General features: G+C 71.1%; 16 protein-coding genes and 1 tRNA gene. 9 read left to right on the forward strand and 8 right to left on the reverse strand.

The features are described 5' to 3' along the window. Positions 1 to 44 precede the first annotated feature (44 nt). The 5 genes from AB0I98_RS09690 to AB0I98_RS09710 all read left to right on the forward strand — a co-directional run bounded on the left by AB0I98_RS09690 (position 45) and on the right by AB0I98_RS09710 (position 8,257). Positions 45 to 1,379 (forward strand): hypothetical protein, encoded by a 1,335-nt coding sequence (locus AB0I98_RS09690; protein ID WP_362937866.1) that lies wholly within the window; start codon positions 45 to 47, stop codon positions 1,377 to 1,379. After that, positions 1,376 to 3,901, forward strand: a complete 2,526-nt coding sequence (locus AB0I98_RS09695; protein ID WP_362937869.1) for a tetratricopeptide repeat protein — start codon at positions 1,376 to 1,378, stop codon at positions 3,899 to 3,901. Before AB0I98_RS09690 ends, AB0I98_RS09695 begins: the two co-directional genes overlap by 4 nt. Next, complete coding sequence (locus AB0I98_RS09700) at positions 3,902 to 5,227, forward strand: PP2C family serine/threonine-protein phosphatase (protein ID WP_362937872.1); 1,326 nt, start codon at positions 3,902 to 3,904, stop codon at positions 5,225 to 5,227. A gap of 113 nt (positions 5,228 to 5,340) precedes the next feature. After that, positions 5,341 to 6,687, forward strand: a complete 1,347-nt coding sequence (locus tag AB0I98_RS09705; protein WP_362937875.1) for a VWA domain-containing protein — start codon at positions 5,341 to 5,343, stop codon at positions 6,685 to 6,687. Positions 6,688 to 6,769: 82 nt separating this feature from the next. Continuing rightward, entirely contained in the window at positions 6,770 to 8,257 is a 1,488-nt protein-coding gene (locus tag AB0I98_RS09710) for an FHA domain-containing protein (protein ID WP_362937878.1), read from the forward strand. 28 nt (positions 8,258 to 8,285) lie between these two features. On the opposite strand, the gene AB0I98_RS09715 is transcribed toward AB0I98_RS09710, so the two are convergent. Next, complete coding sequence (locus AB0I98_RS09715) at positions 8,286 to 9,296, reverse strand: methyltransferase domain-containing protein (protein ID WP_362937881.1); 1,011 nt, start codon at positions 9,294 to 9,296, stop codon at positions 8,286 to 8,288. A gap of 137 nt (positions 9,297 to 9,433) precedes the next feature. Here AB0I98_RS09715 and AB0I98_RS09720 point away from each other — a divergent pair, with 137 nt between their 5' ends. After that, the gene (locus tag AB0I98_RS09720) at positions 9,434 to 9,847 is read left to right on the forward strand and encodes a globin (RefSeq protein ID WP_362937883.1); all 414 of its coding nucleotides are present in this window, start codon (positions 9,434 to 9,436) and stop codon (positions 9,845 to 9,847) included. 104 nt (positions 9,848 to 9,951) lie between these two features. Here AB0I98_RS09720 and AB0I98_RS09725 read toward each other — a convergent pair whose 3' ends face one another. The 7 genes from AB0I98_RS09725 to AB0I98_RS09755 all read right to left on the reverse strand — a co-directional run bounded on the left by AB0I98_RS09725 (position 9,952) and on the right by AB0I98_RS09755 (position 19,533). Continuing rightward, a complete protein-coding gene (locus AB0I98_RS09725) occupies positions 9,952 to 10,647 on the reverse strand; it encodes a hypothetical protein (protein ID WP_362937886.1) in 696 nt (231 codons plus the stop codon). After that, on the reverse strand, positions 10,644 to 11,057 hold the full coding sequence (locus AB0I98_RS09730; RefSeq protein ID WP_362937889.1) for a thioesterase family protein: 414 nt from the start codon (positions 11,055 to 11,057) through the stop codon (positions 10,644 to 10,646). The genes AB0I98_RS09725 and AB0I98_RS09730 overlap by 4 nt, the downstream gene beginning before the upstream one ends. Before the next feature lie 7 nt (positions 11,058 to 11,064). Next, positions 11,065 to 12,729, reverse strand: a complete 1,665-nt coding sequence (gene ettA / locus AB0I98_RS09735) for an energy-dependent translational throttle protein EttA (protein WP_328364349.1) — start codon at positions 12,727 to 12,729, stop codon at positions 11,065 to 11,067. 523 nt (positions 12,730 to 13,252) lie between these two features. Further along, on the reverse strand, positions 13,253 to 14,665 hold the full coding sequence (locus AB0I98_RS09740; RefSeq protein WP_362937891.1) for a Cys-Gln thioester bond-forming surface protein: 1,413 nt from the start codon (positions 14,663 to 14,665) through the stop codon (positions 13,253 to 13,255). Between the two features lie 260 nt (positions 14,666 to 14,925). Further along, the gene (locus AB0I98_RS09745; protein WP_362937894.1) at positions 14,926 to 15,402 is read right to left on the reverse strand and encodes a single-stranded DNA-binding protein; all 477 of its coding nucleotides are present in this window, start codon (positions 15,400 to 15,402) and stop codon (positions 14,926 to 14,928) included. Positions 15,403 to 15,675: 273 nt separating this feature from the next. Then, on the reverse strand, positions 15,676 to 17,922 hold the full coding sequence (locus tag AB0I98_RS09750; protein WP_362937897.1) for a GTP-binding protein: 2,247 nt from the start codon (positions 17,920 to 17,922) through the stop codon (positions 15,676 to 15,678). A 3-nt stretch (positions 17,923 to 17,925) separates the two neighbouring features. Continuing rightward, positions 17,926 to 19,533 carry a dynamin family protein gene (locus AB0I98_RS09755; RefSeq protein ID WP_362937900.1) on the reverse strand — a complete coding sequence of 536 codons (1,608 nt, stop codon included), beginning with the start codon at positions 19,531 to 19,533 and terminating at the stop codon, positions 17,926 to 17,928. Positions 19,534 to 19,851: 318 nt separating this feature from the next. On the opposite strand from AB0I98_RS09755, the gene AB0I98_RS09760 reads away from it, so the two are divergent. The 3 genes from AB0I98_RS09760 (at position 19,852) to AB0I98_RS09770 (ending at position 20,843) form a co-directional block, all read left to right on the forward strand. Next, positions 19,852 to 19,924, forward strand: a tRNA-Arg gene (locus AB0I98_RS09760). Positions 19,925 to 20,125: 201 nt separating this feature from the next. Beyond that, positions 20,126 to 20,395, forward strand: coding sequence for a prevent-host-death protein (locus AB0I98_RS09765; protein WP_362937903.1), 270 nt, complete (start codon positions 20,126 to 20,128; stop codon positions 20,393 to 20,395). After that, positions 20,385 to 20,843 carry a type II toxin-antitoxin system VapC family toxin gene (locus AB0I98_RS09770; RefSeq protein WP_362937906.1) on the forward strand — a complete coding sequence of 153 codons (459 nt, stop codon included), beginning with the start codon at positions 20,385 to 20,387 and terminating at the stop codon, positions 20,841 to 20,843. The genes AB0I98_RS09765 and AB0I98_RS09770 overlap by 11 nt, the downstream gene beginning before the upstream one ends. Positions 20,844 to 20,850: the final 7 nt, after the last annotated feature.

Consider the following 20,850-nt stretch of genomic DNA (forward strand, 5'->3'; position numbering starts at 1 on the left):
TCCACGTCAACCACATAGGAACACAGAGCAGCGAGAGGTGATCGATGGGCGTCACGGGACCCCCCGGGCCGGTGATGGACCGGGACGAGGTGGACCGTGCGCTGGCGCGGCTCGGCGCGGAGCACGAGGCGATCGAGACCTCGCTCCTCGCCCTCCAGGACCACGCGGGCCGCAGACTCCTCGAAGGTGCGCAGCTGACCGGCATCACCAAGGAGCGCTGGACGGCCGCCGAGGCGTCGATCACCCTGTTGTGGGCGTACTTCGACGCGTACACGGACGCGTTGCGCGCCGCCCGCGAGATCCGCTCCCGGCGCCGCTGGTCCAGCCGCGAGGACCTGGCGGAGCTGACCGAGCTGCTGCGCGGCGAGGCCGTCACGGTCGCGGGCTCCACCGGCGCCACGGCGAGCGCGCCGACCCTGCACGGCGGCTCGGGCAAGCTCAGCGAGCAGTTCACGCTGGTCACGCTCGTCGACCGGATGAACGAGCTGTACGCGACCTCGCTGGACATGGTCGTCGCCGCCGACGCGGTCTGGTCGGCGCTGCCCGCCCGGATCGATTTACTGGCCGCGGAGCTCCAGCGCACCCGCAAGCTCGCACACTCCGTCGGCGTACGCCCCGGCGAACACCCGGCCGGCGACGACCTGGAGCGCATCACCCGCACGCTGACGAACCTGCGCGAGCAGGTCATCTCCGACCCGCTGGCGTTCTGGACGCCCACCCCCGGGAGTTCGGCTCCTGGCGGTGGCCGCCCGGACACCACGGTCTACGACCGTGAGGCGCGCGCCCTGGAGGACGTACGCCGTGAGATCGACGCTGTACTGACCGTCCGTCAGGATGCCGAGCAGCGCCTGGTCAAACTGCGTGACGTGCTCTCGCGCGCGGACCGTACGCTCGCCGAGGCCCGCACCGCGCGCGGCGAGGTCCTGGCGAAGATCGCGGCCACGGAGGTGCCGGTCGTCAGCGGCCCGCCGACCGTGCTGCAGGAGCAGCTGGCGACGGCCGCCGAGTACCGCAGACACGCCCAGTGGCATCGGCTGTCCCCGCTGCTGGAGTCCCTGGAGCAGAAGGCGGAGGACGAACTGCTGCGTGCCCGCGAGTCGTTGACCGCGGTCACCCAGCCGCTGGCGGTCCGCGCCGAGTTGCGCGGCCGGCTCGACGCGTACAAGGCGAAGGTCGCCCGGCACGGCCTCGCGGAGGACCCGTTCCTGATCGAGCGGTACGACGCGGCGCGGCGGATGCTGTGGAGCGCGCCCTGCGACCTCAGGGTCGCCGAACAGGCCGTACTGCGCTACCAGCAGTTGGCGGCCGAACTGCTGGGCAGCCCGCGCGTCCCGGGGCAGGGCGGGCCGGAGGATCGTAGGGGGGAGCACTCGTCATGAGTCAGGCAGAGCAGAAGTGCCAGCGCCCGGGGTGCGAGGGCGCGTACGAGGACGTGGGCGGCGGCGAGCTGTACTGCGACACCTGCGGTCTCGCCCCGGTCGTCTCGTCGAACGGAATGGTGGGCTCGCCGCCCACCGGCATCAGCCGCAGCGGCAAGGGCTCGTCCGGCAGCGCGAGTTCACGCTCCGGCTCCCGCGCCAGCTCTCGTACGTCGTCACAGTCGTCGAAGTCGCGGCGCTCGGTGTCGGGACGCCTGTCGCGCTCCCTGTCGGGCCGTTCCACGGGCCGCTCGGTGTCGGTGCGCAGCTCCGGCTCCAGCACCGGTTCCGGCGGTCGCGGCCGGCTCGGTGTCGGACTCGTCCAGGTGCCGGGCGTGCCGCGGCCCGACCCGCGCGAGATGGTCCTGGAGAAGGCGGAGGTCCCGGAGCGCAAGCGGTTCTGTTCCCGCTCCGACTGCGGGGCCCCGGTCGGCCGGGCGCGCGGCGAGCGACCCGGCCGTACGGAGGGCTTCTGCACCAAGTGCGGTCACCCGTACTCCTTCGTCCCGAAGCTGAAAGCGGGCGACGTCGTCCATGGCCAGTACGAGGTCGTGGGCTGCCTGGCGCACGGTGGCCTGGGCTGGATCTACCTCGCGGTGGACCGCGCGGTGTCGGACCGGTGGGTGGTGCTGAAGGGCCTGCTCGACACCGGCGACCAGGACGCGATGGAGGCCGCGATCTCCGAGCGGCGCTTCCTCGCGGAGATCGAGCACGCCAACATCGTGCGGATCTACAACTTCGTGGAGCACCTCGACCAGCGGACGGGCTCGCTGGACGGGTACATCGTGATGGAGTACGTCGGCGGCAAGTCGCTGAAGGAGATCGCCAACGAGCGCCGCACACCGGGCGGCAAGCGGGATCCGCTGCCCGTGGAACAGGCGTGCGCGTACGGCATCGAGGCGCTGGAGGCCCTGGGCCATCTGCACAGCCGCAACCTGCTGTACTGCGACTTCAAGGTCGACAACGCCATCCAGACCGAGGACCAGCTCAAGCTGATCGACATGGGCGCGGTGCGCAGGATGGACGACGAGGAGTCGGCCATCTACGGCACGGTGGGCTATCAGGCGCCGGAGGTGGCCGACGTCGGCCCCTCGATCGCCTCCGACCTCTACACCGTCGCGCGTACGCTCGCCGTCCTCACCTTCGACTTCCAGGGCTACACGAACGTGTTCGTGGACTCCCTGCCCGACCCGGACAACATCGAGGTCTTCCGGCAGTACGAGTCCTTCTACCGGCTCCTGGTCCGCGCCACCGACCCGGACCCGGCCCGCCGCTTCGCCTCCGCGCAGGAGATGACCGAGCAGCTCACGGGCGTCCTGCGCGAGGTCGTCTCCCTGCAGACGGGCACGGCCCGGCCGTCGCTGTCGACGCTGTTCGGGCCCGAAGTGAAGGTGACGGACACCGAGTTGTTCCCCAAGCTGGAGGGCGATGTGTCGCGGCTGGGGGCGCGGGTGGTGGCCCCTCGACGGCGCGTTGCCGGTACGGATGCCGCCGAGTTGCCGGCCGTCGCAGCCGGCAATGGGCAGGGCACCCAGGACCTCGTCAGACACATCAACGCGCCCGCCGCCGCGCTCGCCCTGCCGGTGCCGCATGTGGACCCGAGCGACCCGAACGCCGGGTTCCTGGCGGGCCTGATCGCCTCCGCGCCGGGCGAGTTGATCAGTGCCCTCGCGGCGGCGCCGTCGGAGTCGACCGAGACGCGGCTCAGGCAGATCAGGGCCTGGCTGGAGACCGGCGACTCCGACACCGCGCTGGAGACCCTGGCGCGCCTGGAGGCCGACCACCCGGACGACTGGCGGGTCGTCTGGTATCGCGGCGTCGCCGCGCTGGTGACGGGCGATCACGAGAACGCCGCGCTCTCCTTCGACGCGATCTACGACGCCTTCCCCGGCGAGCCCGCGCCCAAGCTGGCGCTCGGCCTGTGCGCGGAGGTGCTGGGCCAACTCGACAACGCCGCCGAGTACTACCGCCTGGTGTGGTCGACCGACCCGAGCTTCGTGTCCGCGGCGTTCGGCCTGGCCCGCGTCCGGCTCGCGACCGGCGATCGCAGGAGTGCCGTACAGACGCTGGAGTCGGTTCCCGAGTCGTCCATCCACTACACGGCCGCGCGCGTGGCCGCCGTACGGGCGCGGCTGCGTCAGCGCACGGCCGCCGCCACCGACGTACCCTTCCTGGAGGACCTGACGGCGGCCGCCGGGCAGGTCGAGGCCCTGGAGGCGTACGGTCTGGACCCCGCGCGACGCGAGCAGTTGTCGGCGGAAGTCCTCGGCAGTGCGCTGGACTGGATACTCTCCGGTGGCCAGGGTTCCGTACCCCCCGCCGCCGGGGGACGGGTGCTGCTCGGCAGCGGACTGGACGAGCGGGGACTGCGTTTCGGCCTGGAGCGTTCGTACCGCACGCTGGCCCGGCTCGCGCGAGGCGGCGAGGAGAGAATCGATCTGGTGGAACGTGCCAATCGTTACCGCCCCCGGACGTGGGTGTAGTTGATGTCGCAGATGCCCCAGCAGACCGCCCTGTCCCGGTGCCCGAGCTGCGAGGAACCCCTCGAGTCGGGTGACCGTTTCTGCGGTGCGTGCGGATACGACCTGTCCGCCGTCCCCGCACGACCGGAGGACCAACCGACGATCACCATGAACGGCTCGGCACCGCCCCCGCCGGCCGGTGCCGCCGATGTGGACTGGCCCATCGCCCCGGGCCGGCCCGCTGCCACGCATCTGCCGGCCGACCTCCCGGCCACGGACCCGGACGGCCACGCGATCCCCGCGCAGGCACCGGTGGGCTCCCCCGTGTCCCCCGCCTCCGGTGTCCGCTTCGACCGCCCGCCGGAGCCCGACGAGTACCCGCTCCAGGCGCCCGACCCGCGCATCGCCGACCTGACGTCCCCGCCGGAGGGCACCACCGTGTGCGTCGCCTGTCGTTCCGGCCGCGTCGACAACGACGGCTACTGCGAGAACTGCGGGCACGCCCAGCCCCGCGAGCGCGACCACATGGAACAGGACGCCGGCCCGGTCGCCGCCGTCAGCGACCGCGGTCTGCGCCACCACCGCAACGAGGACGCGTTCGCCCTCGGCTGCACCGCGCTGCCCGACGGCGCCCCCGCGACCGTGGCGATCGTCTGCGACGGCGTCTCCTCCGCGACCCGCCCGGACGACGCCTCCCTCGCCGCCTCACGGGCCGCGAGCGAGTCGCTGCTGGCCGCCCTGCCGCGCGGCACGCATCCGCAGCAGGCGATGCACGAGGCGATCGTCGCCGCCTCACGCGCCGTCAACTCCCTGGCCGGGGAACCCGCCACGGCCCGCGAACACGCCCCGCACCAGAACGCCCCCGCCTGCACCCTCGTCGGCGCGATCGTGACCGCCGGACTGCTGGTCGTCGGCTGGGTCGGCGACAGCCGCGCCTACTGGGTGCCGGTGGACCGCAGCTCCCACCCGGCCCGGCTCACCGAGGACGACTCCTGGGCCGCGCAGATGGTCTCCGCGGGCCTGATGAGCGAGGCCGAGGCGTACGCCGACGAGCGCGCCCACGCGATCACCGGCTGGCTCGGCGCCGACGCCTACGAACTGGAGCCGCACACCGCTTCCTTCAAGCCGGACCGTGCGGGTGTAGTGGTGGTGTGCACCGACGGGCTGTGGAACTACGCCGAGGCGGCCGAGGAGATGGCCGAGGTCGTCCCCCTCGACGCCGCCGTGCGCCCCCTGCACAGCGCCCAGGTCCTGGTCGGTCACGCGCTCGACGGCGGGGGCCACGACAACGTAACAGTGGCCGTCGTGCCGTTCCCGGCCCCGCCGCAGGGGGCAGGATCGGCCTGAGGCCACCGCACGAAACGGACTGGAGGGGACCAGTCCGGACACAGTCATCACCCCGTTCCTGTGGGGTTTTCGAGGGGATCTTCAGGAGATCTTCAAGGGGGAGCAGAGAAGGCATGGCCAATTTCTCGAAGTCGAACGTGCCGCAGTTCTCGGTGGACGTCTATCAGAACGAGTACCTGCCGGAGGGCGGTCGCGAGGTCAACGCGATCGTCACCGTGACCGCGACCGGCGGCGGCACGATCGGAAGCGCGGTCGCCGCACCCCACCTCTACGCGCCGGGACAGGGCCCGGACGCGGCGGTGGCGATCATGGTCGACTGCTCCGGCTCGATGGACTATCCGCCGACCAAGATGCGCAACGCGCGGGACGCCACGTCCGCCGCGATCGACACCCTGCGCGACGGCGTGCACTTCGCGGTGATCGGCGGCACGCATGTCGCCAAGGAGGTCTACCCGGGCGGCGGGCGCCTCGCGATCGCCGACGCCACCACCCGCGACCAGGCCAAGCAGGCGCTGCGCAAGCTCAGCGCCGGCGGCGGTACGGCCATCGGGACCTGGCTGCGCCTCGCCGACGGCCTGCTGTCGTCCGCGGACGTCGCCATCCGGCACGGCATCCTGCTCACCGACGGCCGCAACGAGCACGAGTCGTCCGAGGCCCTGAAGGCCGCGCTCGACTCCTGCGCCGGACGCTTCACCTGTGACGCCCGCGGTGTGGGCACCGACTGGGAAGTGAAAGAAGTCACAGGAATCGCCTCCGCCCTGCTCGGCAGCGCCGACATCGTCGCCGACCCGGCCGGTCTCGCCGCCGACTTCACGCAGATGATGGAGACGGCCATGGGCAAGGAGGTCGCGGACGTCGCCCTGCGGCTGTGGACGCCGGTGGGCACCACGGTGAAATTCGTCAAGCAAGTCGCGCCCACCGTCGAGGACTTGACCGAACGCCGCACCGAGTCCGGCCCGCGCGCCGGGGACTACCCCACCGGCTCCTGGGGAGACGAGTCCCGTGACTACCACGTCTGCGTCGAGGTCCCGGCCGCCAACATCGGCCAGGAGATGCTCGCCGCCCGCGTCTCCCTGGTGATTCCGCAGCCCGACGGGACCGCCCAGAACCTGGGCGCCCAGGGCCTCGTACGGGCCGTGTGGACCGACGACATGGTCGCCTCGACGTCGATCAACCCCCAAGTCGCCCACTACACCGGCCAGGCCGAACTGGCACAAGCCATTCAACAAGGGCTCGATCTGCGCAAAGCGGGCGATATCGATGGAGCAACGGCCAAACTGGGCCGCGCTGTTCAGCTCGCCAGCGACTCCGGAAATGCGGATACCGCGAAACTCCTTGCGAAGGTGGTGGACGTTGTCGACGCCGCGACAGGTACTGTGCGACTGAAGGCGAAGGTCGCGGAGGCCGATGAGATGACCCTCGAGACCCGGTCTACAAAGACTGTTCGTGTAAAGAAGTGACCTGAGACAGACGCGAGCCTGACCCCTTGGGGTTGGAGAAATCCGGTCGTCGCGGCCGGAAAGGAGAGGGGGAAGCGCCGACATGCCGACCTGCCCGAACGGACACCAGTCGGGTTCCGACGACTGGTGCGAGGTCTGCGGTCACCGCATGGCCGGTGCCGTACCCCCGCCCCCTCCGCCACCGCCCCAGGCCGCCGGGTACGGCTACCCGCAGCCCGGCCCGGCCCAGGCCCCGCCGCCGCCCGGCGCCCACCCCGGGGGGCGCCCGCACCTGTCCGCCGTCCCGGACCCCGAGCCGGAGCTCTGCCCGCAGTGCCGTACGCCGCGTGAGGGCGGCGCGCCGTTCTGCGAGGAGTGCCGGTGGAACTTCCTGACGAACACGGCGACCTCGTACACCCCCGCGGCCCCGCGCCAGCCGGCGCCCGGCCCGGCCGTGCGCTTCCAGCAGCAGCCGCCGCCCGGTCCGTCGTACGGCGGCGGTGAGTCGTACGACTACCAGAGCTCGCGTCCGTCCCAGATGAACCGGCCTGCCGAGCCGATCCCACCGTTCGGCACGGACCCGTCGGGGCAGGGCGGCCCGCCCGGTCCTCCCGGTCCGCCTGGTCCTCCGGGTCCGCACGGTGGTCAGGGTCCGCACGGTGGTCAGGGCGGCCAGCCCGGTCACGGCGGCCGGCCCGGTCCTGGTGGTCCGTCCGGTCCCGGTGGTCCGTCGGGTCCCGGTGGTCCGTCCGGCTTCGGTGGCGATCCGTCACGGCAGGGCCCGCCGCCGCCCGGGCCGAACCCCGGCGGTCCTGGTGGTCCCGGCGGTCACGGTGGTCCTGGTGGCCCCAACGGTCCCGGTGGTCCCATGGGACCCGGTGGTCCCAACGGTCCAGGTGCGATGGGTGGTCCCGGTGGTCCGGGGCATCCCGCGCAGGCGTTCCAGCAGTCCGGCCCGCCCGCCCCGCCCGCGTTCCCGCAGGAGACGAACAGGCCGCAGCAGCCCGGCGGCCAGTCCTTCGGCGGCGGTGACGACGACTGGCTGCTCTCCCCGCCCGGCGGCCCCGGCGGTCCCGGTGGTCCCGGCCCCGGCGGTCCCGGCCCCGGTCAAGGCGGCTACGGCTACCCGCAGCCCGGCGCGACCCAGGCTCCGCCCCCGCCCGGCCCGGCGTACCAGCAGCAGCCGGCGACCTGGCTGGCGACCATCGGTCCGGACCGTGACTACTTCATGGCGATGATGCAGCGCTCCGGCCCCGAGGCAGCGGGCCTCAACCTGCCCGCGTACTCGCCCGAGCAGCAGCGCACGCTCACCGGCAACCAGGTCACCATCGGCCGCCGCCGCCACTCCACCGGCGACACCCCCGACATCGACCTCTCGGTGCCGCCGGAGGACCCGGGCGTCTCGCACCAGCACGCGGTGCTGGTCCAGCAGCCGGACGGCAGCTGGGCGGTCGTCGACCAGAACTCGACGAACGGCACGACGGTGAACGGCTCCGAGGAGCCCATCCAGCCCTTCGTGCCGGTGCCGCTGCAGGACGGGGACCGGGTCCACGTGGGCGCGTGGACGACGATCACGATCCGCCGGGGTTAGCGGCTTCCGCTCACTCGGTGGCGTCCGCTCACTCGGTCAGCAGGCGTGGCCGGTCGTTCGGGAGGGGCCAGGCGTACGGCCCCTCCGGGTCGTCCAGCCAGGCCCACTCGCGCTCGCCGCTGACCGTCACGCCGTAACGCTCCCGCTGCGGCTGCCCCTCGCGCTCCCACAGCGCGTACGCCTCCTGCGGTTCGAGGCTGCCGCGGCTCAGCGCCAGCAGGAAGCGGAACAGCTCGTGCTCCCGGGCCCGGCGCGGAACGCCGCCGAGATGCGCCGGTTCCGCGTCGGGCCTGGCCGATCCGCGCAGCGGCACGAAGTAGGCGGGCGTGTGCAGGAACCGTCCCTCGGCGTGCTCGGCGTCCTGTACCTCCAGCGCGATCAGGCCGGTGGCCAGCGGTGTCAGGATGCGGGCGCCGGGATTGCACTGGGCGAGCCAGGCGCACGGGATCGAGGTCAGGGTGCAGGTCGCGATGATCCGGTCGAAGGGGGCGCGTTCCGGCACCCCGCGCGCTCCGTCGCCGGTGACGACGGCCGGGTGGTAGCCGGCGGCGGCCAGGTGCCGGCGGGCCGACTCGGTGATCTCCGGTTCCAGGTCGACGGTGGTGACCAGGTTGTCGTCGCCGAGCCGGTGGGCCAGCAGCGCGGCGTTGTAGCCGGTGCCCGCGCCGATCTCCAGGACCCGGTTGCCGTCCTCCACCCGCAGCTCGACCAGCATGATCGCCATGAGCGAGGGCTGGCTGCTGGAGGAGACCAGTTCGCCGTCGCGCAGCCGGGTGGCCAGCGGGGCATCGGCGTACGCCCCGCGCATCCAGCGTTCGCGCGTACGCGGGTCGGGGCTCTCGCCCCACCGGCGTTCATAGCCGCCGACGACCCCGACGTAGTAGTACGGCACGAAGAGGTGGCGCGGCACCGCCTCGAACGCCTCCCGCCACACCGGGTCTCCCGCCCAGGCCCCGCTCAGCTCGATCTCGCGCACCAGCGCGGCCCGCGCCGACGCGGCGAGGTCGTCGAGTTCGTTGTCGAGAGCGTGCGCACCCATACGTCCACTTTCCTGCGGGACGGCCCGAGAGGCGAGCACCCATACCGGTCGAACCGGAATCGACCAGTCAGTACGGGGGTCCACCGGTCGGGACGGTGGTCCTAAGCCTTGAGTCCTGGTCCTCCCCGTCTGAGACCATGGGTGATGTGAAAGAGATTCGGCGCGGCACGCTTCAGGAGCAGACCTTCTACGAGCAGGTCGGCGGGGAGGAGACCTTCCGCCGGCTCGTCCACCGTTTCTACGAGGGAGTCGCCGAGGACCCGATCCTGCGGCCGATGTACCCCGAGGAGGACCTGGGCCCGGCCGAGGAGCGCCTCACCCTCTTCCTGATCCAGTACTGGGGCGGCCCGACGACGTACAGCGAGAACCGAGGCCACCCGCGCCTGCGCATGCGCCACGCCCCCTTCACCGTCGACCGCGCGGCCCACGACGCCTGGCTGAAGCACATGCGCGACGCCGTCGACGACCTCGGCCTCTCCGAGGAACACGAGCGCACGCTGTGGAACTACCTGACCTACGCGGCGGCATCGATGGTGAACACACCGGGCTGACCGACCTCCGGCGTGTGCGCCCCAAAGGGGCGCGGGGAACTGCGCGACCAGCCACGACGGACCGGCAGGCGACACACCGGCCTTCCAGCGGAGCGCTGGCGCGCTCAGCGGGACACGCTGACGTCCAGCGCTCCAAGTCCCGCCCTGCGTACGGCGATCGACCCGTACGGCGTACGCAGCCGGAGCCAGGCGCCCGACGAGAACAGCGCGAGCTGCGGCTCGTCGTGCGCGTGCGTGTCCTGTCGTACGCGGAGAAAGCCCAGTGACTGGGCCGCGTGCACGGCCCGCACCGGCAGATGGGTGTCCCCGACCGACCGGGACCAGATCTCCCGCCCGATCCGGTCGAGTGCGGCCCGCGTACGCTCCTCCGGCGTCAACTCCTGCGTGCGGGAACGGAATTCGGCGACCCCCGCCCGGACCATGGCCCGCAGGGCGTCCGGTGCTGGCAGCCCCGGCTCGGGCCGCCACCCGCCACGCGGCGGCAGCACCCCGGCCCACGGGGGCCCGGTGACCTCGGCCAGGACGGCAGCGGTGGCCGCCGGCTCGTCCAAGGCCTCCAGCAGCTCACCCGCGGAGACGGTCACGTCCAGCGTGGCGTCGAGCCCGTTCTCGTACGGCTTGGCGAGCCGTACCGCACGGATCGCCAGCACCTCGAAGGACGGCGGCCGCCCGAAGACGGCGAGCGCGGTCCCGGCCGCCTGCAGGCGCACCGCGGCTCCACGGTCGTAGTGGAGCAGCCGGGAGAGGAAGGCCGCGAGGTCCGCCGCCTCCCCCTCGTCGGCGAGGTGGAGCACCGTCATGCGGCGACGGCCTCCTCCTCGTCGTCATCCCTGTACTCCGCGAGGAACTCCCGTTCCTCCGCCGTGAGCCGGCGCGGACGCTGCGCCTCGAAGTCGAACGGCACTATCACCGTCGAGGCCCGGACATAGACCTGGTCCGGATCCTTGACCTCGTAGGCGATGGTGAAGGAGGCCGCCCTTATCTGGGTGATCCACAGCTCGATGTCCACGGGCGTGTGCCGGTGGACGAGCTGCCGCTTGTAGTCGATCTCATGGCGCGCCACCACCGACCCCTGCTGGAAGTCCTTCTCCGGGCGGAACAGGAAGTCGATACGCGCCTCCTCCAGATAGCGGAGGAAGACCACGTTGTTGATGTGGCCGTACGCGTCCATGTCCGCCCAGCGCAGTGGGCAGCGGTAGATGTGCCGCAAGATCAGATCAGCCCCGGGTCAGCTTCTTGTAGGTGGCGCGGTGCGGACGGGCGGCGTCCGGGCCGAGCCGCTCGATCTTGTTCTTCTCGTACGACTCGAAGTTGCCCTCGAACCAGAACCACTTGGAGTCACCCTCGTAGGCGAGGATGTGCGTGGCGACCCGGTCCAGGAACCACCGGTCGTGGGAGACGACCACGGCCGCGCCCGGGAACTCGAGCAGCGCGTTCTCCAGGCTGGACAGGGTCTCGACGTCGAGGTCGTTCGTCGGCTCGTCGAGGAGCAGCAGGTTGCCGCCCTGCTTGAGGGTGAGCGCGAGGTTCAGCCGGTTGCGCTCACCGCCGGAGAGGACGCCGGCCGGCTTCTGCTGGTCGGGACCCTTGAAGCCGAACGCGGAGACGTACGCCCGCGAGGGCATCTCCACCTGGCCCACATTGATGTAGTCGAGCTCGTCACTCACGACGGCCCACAGCGACTTCTGCGGGTCGATGTTCTCGCGGCTCTGGTCGACGTACGAGATCTTGACGGTGTCGCCGACCTTGATGCTGCCGGAGTCAGGATCCTCCAGACCCTGGATCATCTTGAAGAGCGTGGTCTTGCCGGCGCCGTTCGGCCCGATGATCCCGACGATGCCGTTGCGCGGCAGCGTGAAGCTGAGATCGTCGATGAGGACCTTCTCACCGAACGCCTTGGAGAGGTTGTTGACCTCGACCACGACGTTGCCCAGACGCGGGCCCGGCGGGATCTGGATCTCCTCGAAGTCCAGCTTCCGCATCTTGTCCGCCTCGGCGGCCATCTCCTCGTAACGGGTGAGCCGCGCCTTGGACTTGGCCTGACGCCCCTTGGCGTTGGAGCGCACCCACTCAAGCTCTTCCTTGAGCCGCTTCGCCCGCTTGGCGTCCTTCTGGCCCTCGACCTTGAGGCGGGAGGCCTTCTTGTCGAGGTACGTGGAGTAGTTGCCCTCGTACGGGTGGGCGCGGCCTCGGTCCAGCTCGAGGATCCACTCGGCGACGTTGTCGAGGAAGTACCTGTCGTGGGTCACGGCGACGACGGTGCCCGCGTACTTCGCGAGGTGCTGCTCCAGCCACTGCACGGACTCGGCGTCCAGGTGGTTGGTGGGCTCGTCGAGCAGCAGCAGGTCGGGGGCCTCGAGCAGCAGCTTGCACAGCGCCACGCGGCGGCGCTCACCACCGGAGAGGTTGGTGACGGGCCAGTCACCGGGCGGGCAGCCCAGGGCGTCCATGGCCTGCTCCAGCTGCGTGTCCAGGTCCCACGCGTTGGCGTGGTCCAGGTCGTCCTGGAGCTTGCCCATTTCCTCCATGAGCGCGTCCGAGTAGTCGGTCGCCATGAGCTCGGCGACCTCGTTGAAACGCTTGAGCTTGCCCATGATCTCGGCAGCGCCGTCCTGCACGTTCTCCAGGACCGTCTTGGACTCGTCCAGCGGCGGCTCCTGGAGGAGCATGCCGACGGAGTAGCCGGGCGACAGGAAGGCATCGCCGTTCGACGGCTGCTCGAGTCCGGCCATGATCTTGAGAACGGTGGACTTACCGGCACCGTTCGGACCGACCACACCGATCTTCGCGCCGGGCAGGAAGCTCAGCGTCACGTCGTCAAGGATGACCTTGTCGCCGTGCGCCTTACGCGTCTTGCGCATGGTGTAGATGTACTCAGCCAAGAGAAACCGTCCGGCAGCTTGAATTCTGGCAGTGGGCAGATACACCCCATCTTGCCCGACCGCTACCCCTCGGGGGAAACGGGTATGGCCGGGGACCCCTGACCTGGGGTTTCGCTGGTGGCGGCGGTGGCTCGACTGCCGCTGTCGGTCGTCGATGGTCACCCTGCTGTACGTCTACGGTGACTCGGTCGTCGTGCCGCTCCTGTGCGGCATCCCGCGATAGACGACCCAGAGGCTGCTCAGAACCAGGAGCGCTCCGCCAATCGGCCAACCCACAGACCCACCGGCGCGGTAGTCACTGATGCCGCTCCAAAGAAGGAGGGCGGATGGGAGCGGCCCTGCCCAGTCAAGGGCTCTGCTCAATCTCCGGGAAATCGAAGGCTCGTTCACTGTCTGATCCTGACAGGCGCTTGCACCCTCCACCAGGTACGCCCGCCTATGAGGACTGCCGCCTTACGCTCTCTTTACCCCGCCGCACAGGCACCTGCGGATTCGCTGTTGAGTTGCCAAGGATCCGTATCGCTCAGCCCTGTCCAGGCGTCTTCCTGTTGCGTACGAGGACCAGGACGCCGCCGCCGATCACGACGAGGGCGATGGCGGTGCCGCCGATTACGGGGGTGGCGCCGGAGCTGCCGGTTTCGGCGAGGTTGGTGTCGGGGGTGGTGCCGCCGACCGTGGCGGGGCTCGGCTCGGTGAGGAGCTGGGTCGAGTCGCCGCTGTCGCTGCCCTTTGTCCGGCAGTCGAGGACGCCGGTGAACCGCTTCTGGAAACCGCCCGGTGCCTCGATGGTGAAGTCGTACGCCTGGTCCTCCTGCAGGGGGATCGTCACCGTCCGGGACTCGCCGGCGGCGATGGTGTGCTCGATCCCCATCAGCTTGAAGGTGAAGTCCTCATCGCCCTTGTTGGCCGCGGTGAGGTCCACGCCCCCGGCCGCGCAGTTCTTCACCGCGGACAGTGCGGGTATCGGGCCCTGCTCTGCCCAGGTCGCGCTCGCCGTCGCCGAGACCGTGGACTCGCTGGAGCCGGCCAGGATCTGGGTCTGGCTGCGGCTCTCGGAGGTGAAGGCACGGCCCACCGGCACGGTGGTCGAGGCCTGCACGGTCAGCTCGGCCGACCCGGCCGCGGCATCCTCGGGGACGTCGAAGAACACCTGGCTGCCGTCGGCGGCGGAGGTGACGGCCTTGCCGTCTCCGTCGACGATCGTCACCCCGCTCGTGGCGGAGTCGGCAGGCGGTGTCACCGTCACGGAGTCCGCGTTGGTGTGCACCGTCACCGGGCCGAGCCGCTCGCCGGAGCGGCCGGAGACCGCGGGCGGGTCCAGGGTCAGCGACGCCTTCGGCTCCGCCACGTCACGGGCGTTCTTCTCGAGGTAGTCCGCGAGCTTCTCGGCCTGCGGGTCGACGGCATCGACGTCCACGTCGTCCGAGTGGCGCCAGATGGCCACCTGGGTGCCGGCCGCCGCGTCCTGCTCGGAGAGACCGCCCTTGACGCCGGCCTTGGTGGCGAGCGCCGCGAGGTCGTTCACCTGCGGGTAGGAGTTCTGCAGGATCCAGCGGATCTTGCCGGCGTCCTTGTTGGAGCCCAGGGAGGTACCGCTCCAGGGCGTCTCGTGGTACTTGGCGTCCTTCTGCGTGGGGTTCCGGATGTCGACGCAGTACGTCTGCAGCATGCCGCCGCCCTCGACGGACATCTCGAACAGGCCGGCCGACAGCTCCTGGTCCCCGGCCGCGTCGTGGATCACGGCCGCGCCGTACGTCTTCAGGCCACCTATGGTGGCGGTCGCACCGCCCTGGTTCTGCGCCGTCCCGTCCGCGACGGCCGAGCCGGCCCCGGCCATCACACCGGTGACGGCCACGAGCCCGGACACCAACGTCGCCACGGCGAGGCGGACTGCCCCTCGCCCGCGCACGGACGGCGCAGAGAACGAAGAAAACACAGAATTCCCCTTCGAGCAGGACCCGTTGACGTGGGGGGTGCGGTCCCACCAGCAGCATCAGAAGCCCCAAGAGCTACGCTCCGCATCCTAAGGACGTGGCGCACCACGCCTCCCGGGGATACCGTCGGACAGCCGATCCGACTCGGAATCGTTATCGCCAAGACCGCTGGTGAGCGGGGCTTATCGACAAATCCACTGCTGTGGCGCGGTGCGCATTCGCCGATAAGCCGTAGTTCAGTCGGCTCCGGGCGAAGGTGACATCACGTCACCGCCACGGGTTCCGGCTCTCGTTGGGCTTCCGCGCCCACCCTGTCCCCCGGCGGCGTCTCCCAACTGGGCTCCGACTGCGCGGGCGCCGCGCCAGCCGCCCCCATGTCCGGCTTGTTCGGGCGCCGGAAGACCGATGTGCCCCGTGAGAGGTCGTGCCCGATCGCCACCGCGTCGATGTCGGCCGACGTCCAGCTCTGCCCTTCACGCATGTCCGAACGCACCTTCAGCCTGCCCTGCACGATGACCGGGTCGCCCACCGACAGCGACGACGCCACATTCGTGGCCAGCTGCCGATTGGCCCACACCGTGAAGAAGTTGGTGTGCCCGTCCGTCCAGGTGTTCTTCTCGCGGTCCAAATACCGCGCGGTCACCGCCAGCCGGAACCTCGCCGAACCGCCCGACGCCAGCTCCCGGTACACCGGCTGCGTCGCCACGTTCCCCACCGCGCAGACCATGGTCTCGTTCATCACAACCCCTCCCTCGCCCCGAGCGGTTCACCCCGGGCGGATACGCCGACGGGCCCGTCCCGTACGGCTGCGTCTGCCGCGACGACCCGGTACACCAGGTACGTCGCCGCCTCCGCGACCACCGCGTCCGCCGCGATCGCCGCAGAGCCAGACTGCCTCCGCCGGGCCGAGCCCGCTGAGCGCTGTGGACCACCGCCCGCCTGTGGAAAACTCCGTCACCCGAACAGGCGCCCGAGCCTCCGCGCCCCTCACCTCACCACTGCTTCCTGGCCCTCACCTCACCACGGCCTCCGCCCCCAGCACCCTGCCGTACTGCTCCCGCACCTCCCGATACCGCAGCAGCTCCGCCGCCACCGGATCCAGCACCCGCGCCCGCCCGCACCCGGCAGCGGCCTCCCGCAATCGCCGCTCAGCCTCCAGCCCGTACCGCCGTGCCGGCCCCCGGGCCGCCAGCTTGCAGCTCCATTCGACGAGCGGACCGCCCACGATGCCCGCCACCATCAGCAGCACCGGCACGCCCAGGTTCGGCGCCATGACCTGAAAGATCTGCCCGGTCAGCCAGATGCCGCCGACGACCTGAAGGATCGTCATGGCGGCCTGTGCCAGCACGGCCACCGGCCACCAGCCCGGCCGCGGCGGTCGCCCCGGAGGCAGTCCGGCCCGCGCGGCCAGCTCGTCCAGCGCCTCGGGCAGCCCCTGAGCCCCCCGCACGGCCGCCTCCCGCACCGCCTGCGCCCAGGGCCCGGGCAGCCCCGCCGAGGCGCGGTCGGACACCGCCCGCACGGCCTGCTCGACACGCTGCCGGGCCGTGACCTCCTCGTCGTTGTGCGTACGCAACGACAGCCGCCCGGTGGGCGGTTCGCGCCGGTCGTTGAACCACCGCCACAGCCGCAGCCAGGGTGTGCCGCACGCGCGACCCGCGTTGCGCAGCCACGCGCGTTCGGCGGCTTCGCCGGCGGCGGTCGCGCCCACCGCGTCCGCGAGCCGCGCGGAGAAGTCTTCCCGTGCCTCCTCGCTGAGCCCGCTGCGCCGCCCCGTGGCGTACACGGGCCGCAGCCGCCAGGCCGCGGCGTCCACGTCGGCCGCGATCCGACGTGCCGCTGCCCCGCGTTCCGCCACGAACTCGCCGAGCGCCTCCCGCAGTTCCCCGACCCCGTCCCCGGTGAGCGCGGACAGCGCGAGCACGGTCGCGCCCGGCTCGCCGTACTCCCCCAGGGCGATGCCGTCCTCGTCGAGCAGCCGCCGCAGGTCGTCGAGGACCTGGTCGGTGGCCTCCCCGGGAAGCCGGTCGATCTGGTTGAGGACCACGAACATGACCTCCGCGTGCCCCGCCATCGGCCGCAGATAGCGCTCATGCAGCACGGCGTCGGCGTACTTCTCGGGATCGACCACCCAGATGACCGCGTCGACGAGCGCCAGGACCCGTTCCACCTGCTCGCGGTGCTGTACGGCGGCCGAGTCGTGGTCAGGCAGGTCGACCAGGACGAGCCCGCGCAGCTCGGCCTCCGTGTCCGGGTTCTGCACCGGGCGCCGCCGCAGCCGTCCCGGAATGCCGAGCCGGTCGATGAGGGACGAGGCACCGTCGCTCCAGCTGCACGCGATGGGGGCGGCGGTGGTGGGCCGACGCACCCCGGTCTCCGAGATGTTCACTCCGGCGAGCACGTTGAACAGCTGCGACTTTCCGCTGCCGGTGGCGCCCGCGATCGCCACGACGGTGTGCTGCCCGGAGAGCCTGCGCCGCGCCGCCGCCTCGTCGAGGACGCGCCCCGCCTCGGCCAGCGTCTTGCTGTCGAGCCGCGTACGGGACAGCCCCACCAGTTCGCGCAGCGCGTCCAGCCGCGACCGCAGCGGCCCGTCGTACGCCAGCGGCGCCACCGTCTGCGGTCCGGGACGCCTGCTCTCCACGACGACGACCGGCTCAGCGGCAGCGCTCTCGTCGACCCGCCGTGCGATCAGCCCGTCGTCCCAGGGGCTGACGGATTCGGCACCGCCGGACTCCGCGGGGCCGGATTCGGTACGACCGGACTCCGTACGACTGGACTCCGTACGACCGGATTCACCGTGCCCGGAGTCAGCGCGGCCGGAGTCAGGACGGCCGGCGTCCCGTCGGCCAAAGTCTCCCCGGTCGGCATCCCCGCCCCCGGATTCATCCCGCCCGACCTCCGCGGGCCCGGCAGCCCCGGTCTCCCCGCGCCCGGACTCTCCGCGCCCGGTCTCCTCCGTACGCCCGAATCCGCCGCTCCCGTCCCCCACGCGCGCGTGCTCGTCGAGGTCGCCTTCTGCTTCTGCATCAAAGAACCCGCTGCCCATGGACGCACTCTCCCCGTCAGAACCCTCCCCAAGGTCGCCGGCCGCGCTCTCCCTGTTCGGCCTGTTCGTCCTGTCCCCAGGGAAGCTGTTTCTGGAATCGTGCTCTCCAGGGAGCTCGATATCGACGCGCGTGTCCTCGGGGGCCACGCCCTCCGGGCGCTCGGCGTGCTCGGTGTGCTCGGTGTGGTCGCGGTCAGTGATGGCGGTCACCGGTCACCTCTCCTTCTGCAGTACGGACAGCGCGGCGATGAGTTCGGCCTGAGGTTCGGGGTGGACGTCGAGTGCGTCGAGCGGGGCGAGACGACGCTCGCGTTCGGTGTGCATGACCCGGTCCAGGTGGTCGGCGAGCAGCCGTCCGCCCCGGTCGCGCAGCCGCAGCGCCCCGTGCGCGCCGATCCGCTCGGCGAGCGCCTCGCCACCGGACCGCGTCCGGCGACCGCCGAGCAGGGCGGTGGCGGCGAGGGCGGCGACCACCTCGGCATCGGGCGCGACACTCCGGTCGAGGTCGCGTACCTCTTCCTCGGCGAACTCCTCGAGTTCCCGCCGCCACCGTCGTACGGCCATCCCGATCCGGTGCTCGGCACTCTCCAGCGACGGATCGCGGTCGGCGAGCCCGGGGGCGCCGGAGGCGGGTTCGCGCCGCCAGGCGTCGTCGACGCGCTCGTCGGCGGCGGTGACGGCGCACAGCAGGAGGGCGGCAAGGCTCTCCACAAGGGCGTCGAGCAGTTCGCCCGCGGAGCAGTCGAGCGGGAAGGCACGCCACCGCTTCAGGGCGCCGCCGGCCAGCACGGCGCCCGCCTGCAAGCGGCCCCGCACGCGCGCGTACTCGCTGTCGTAGGCCGAGTCGACGGCGGCGGTGAGCCGCAGGGCGGCGGCGTACTGGGCGGCGGCGGCGCTGGCCAGCTCGGGCATCCGGGACCGGAGTGATTCCAGAAGGCCGTACACCGTACGGGCCATCGAGTGCTGTCGGGCGGCCGGCTCCTGCGCCTGCTGGACGAGCCAGGTCCGCAGCGGCGCCACAGCGGTGGCCGGCAGCAACCCGCCGCCCCAGGCCGACTCGGGCAGCTCGGGCACCGTGAACCGGGGTACGTCGCCGAGTCCGGCCTTGGTGAGCAGCGCCGCGTATTGCCGAGACACCTCGGACACGACCTGGTGGGGCACCCGGTCCAGGACGGTGACGAGGGTGACGTCGTACTCCTTGGCGGTGCGCAGCAGGTGCCAGGGCACCGCGTCGGCGTACCGGGCCGCCGTGGTGACCATCAGCCAGATGTCGGCGGCGCAGATCAGCTCCGCGGCGAGGACACGGTTGTCGGCCACCAGGGAGTCGACGTCGGGCGCGTCGAGAAGGGCGAGCCCGCGCGGCAGGGTGTCGGCGGTCTCGATCCGCAGCACGCGCGCGGGGTTCTCGCCCGGCAGGAGTAGCTCGTCGCCGGGGTCCTGATGGGGCATCCACACGCGCGTGAGGTCGGGCAGCACCCGCATGCCGCTGAACCAATGATGGTCTTCCGGGTTGCACACCAGCACCGGAGTCCGCGTCGTCGGGCGCAGCACCCCCGCCTCGCTGACCCGCCGCCCCACAAGGGAGTTGACCAGCGTCGACTTCCCGGCCCCGGTGGATCCGCCCACCACGGCGAGCAGCGGCGCTTCAGGCTCTCTGAGCCGGGGCACCAAGTAATCGTCGAGCTGAGCGAGCAGTTCGTCGCGGTTGGCACGCGCGCGTGCCGCCCCCGCCAGGGGCAGCGGGAAGCGTGCGGCGGCGACACGGTCGCGCAGGGCAGAGAGTGCATCGAGCAGCTGAGGCCGTACGTCCAAGGTCACCACATGCGAAGAATGCCCAATTTTAGGGGATATCTGAAGCATATGAGCATGTCTGCGCGCCGACAGGACACAAGGGATGGAAGGGACGAGTGGGGCGAGGGCAAAGCCCAGGCATAACGAGTGCACAACACCCGAGGTGCGAGACGCCAAAAGCGATGCACGATTCGTACCTGCCTGCGATTATCAGGACCGCTTCACCGAACCTCCACATCGAGCCACGGAGGCGAAGCAACAGGGACACGGATCGGGGAGCCCTATCCTTGTCCCCGGCAATGTCACGGACCAGCCCCCGCCCGGGCACCACGACACAAGCCACCACCGGCCCCCGTAGCTCAGTGGATAGAGCAGGCGCCTTCTAAGCGCTTGGCCGCAGGTTCGAGTCCTGCCGGGGGCGCACACAGCCTCTCACCTGCGGAAACGCGTGAGGGGCTCTTTCATGTCCGGATGCGCATCGCTCTGTGAGCAAGCGCCTTCACCTATGCGCGACTGTGGATACAGACAAACCGTGCGTCGTGGCGACAATGACTGGCGCCGGCAAATCCATACCCGAAGCACGGCGTAGCACCGAGTAGCACAGCTCGTTATCATCGGCAGCATGACAGCGCAGCCCGAGATCACTCAGCGCGATCTGCGCACCCGCTCCAAAGAGATCATGGACGCCGTCCAGGGAGGACAGGCGTTCACCGTCACCCGCGACGGGCATCGTGTCGGCGAGCTGATCCCGCTCCGCCGCCGTCGCCGCTTCGTTCCCCGTGCCGAGTTCGCGTCCATGTCACGCACTGCCCCTGACATCTCGCTGGACGCCTTTCGCGACGACCAGAACGCCGTCGTCGAGCAGGAGTTGGACGACCCGTATGCCCGTTGAGCACGAGCAAGGCCTGCTCGATACCAACATCATGATCCTGCGCAAGTGGATCGACGCCGACGAGTTGCCCGCCGAGATGGCCATCAGCGCCATCACCCTCGCGGAACTCTCCGCAGGCCCCCATCAGGTACGCGGCAGCGACGAGCAGAGCGACTACGACGAACACGCCGAGCGGGCCCGCCGTATGGACGTCCTGCAGCGCGCCGAGAATGAGTTCGACCCCATCCCCTTCGACGTGGAAGCGGCCCGCCTCTACGGCCGAATCTGCGCCGCCGTCGTCTCCGCAGGCCGCAAGCCCCGTCGCCGTGTGGCCGACCTGATGATCGCCGCCATCGCGGCCGCCGAGGAACTCCCCCTCTTCACCACCAACCCGGACGACTTCAAGGGCCTCGGCGACTTGATCACCATCGTGCCCGTGACGCGGCCCGACATCCTGCACGACCGGTAGTACCCCG

Origin of the sequence: Streptomyces sp. NPDC050211 (assembly GCF_040656035.1) — a bacterium.
GTDB lineage: Bacteria > Actinomycetota > Actinomycetes > Streptomycetales > Streptomycetaceae > Streptomyces.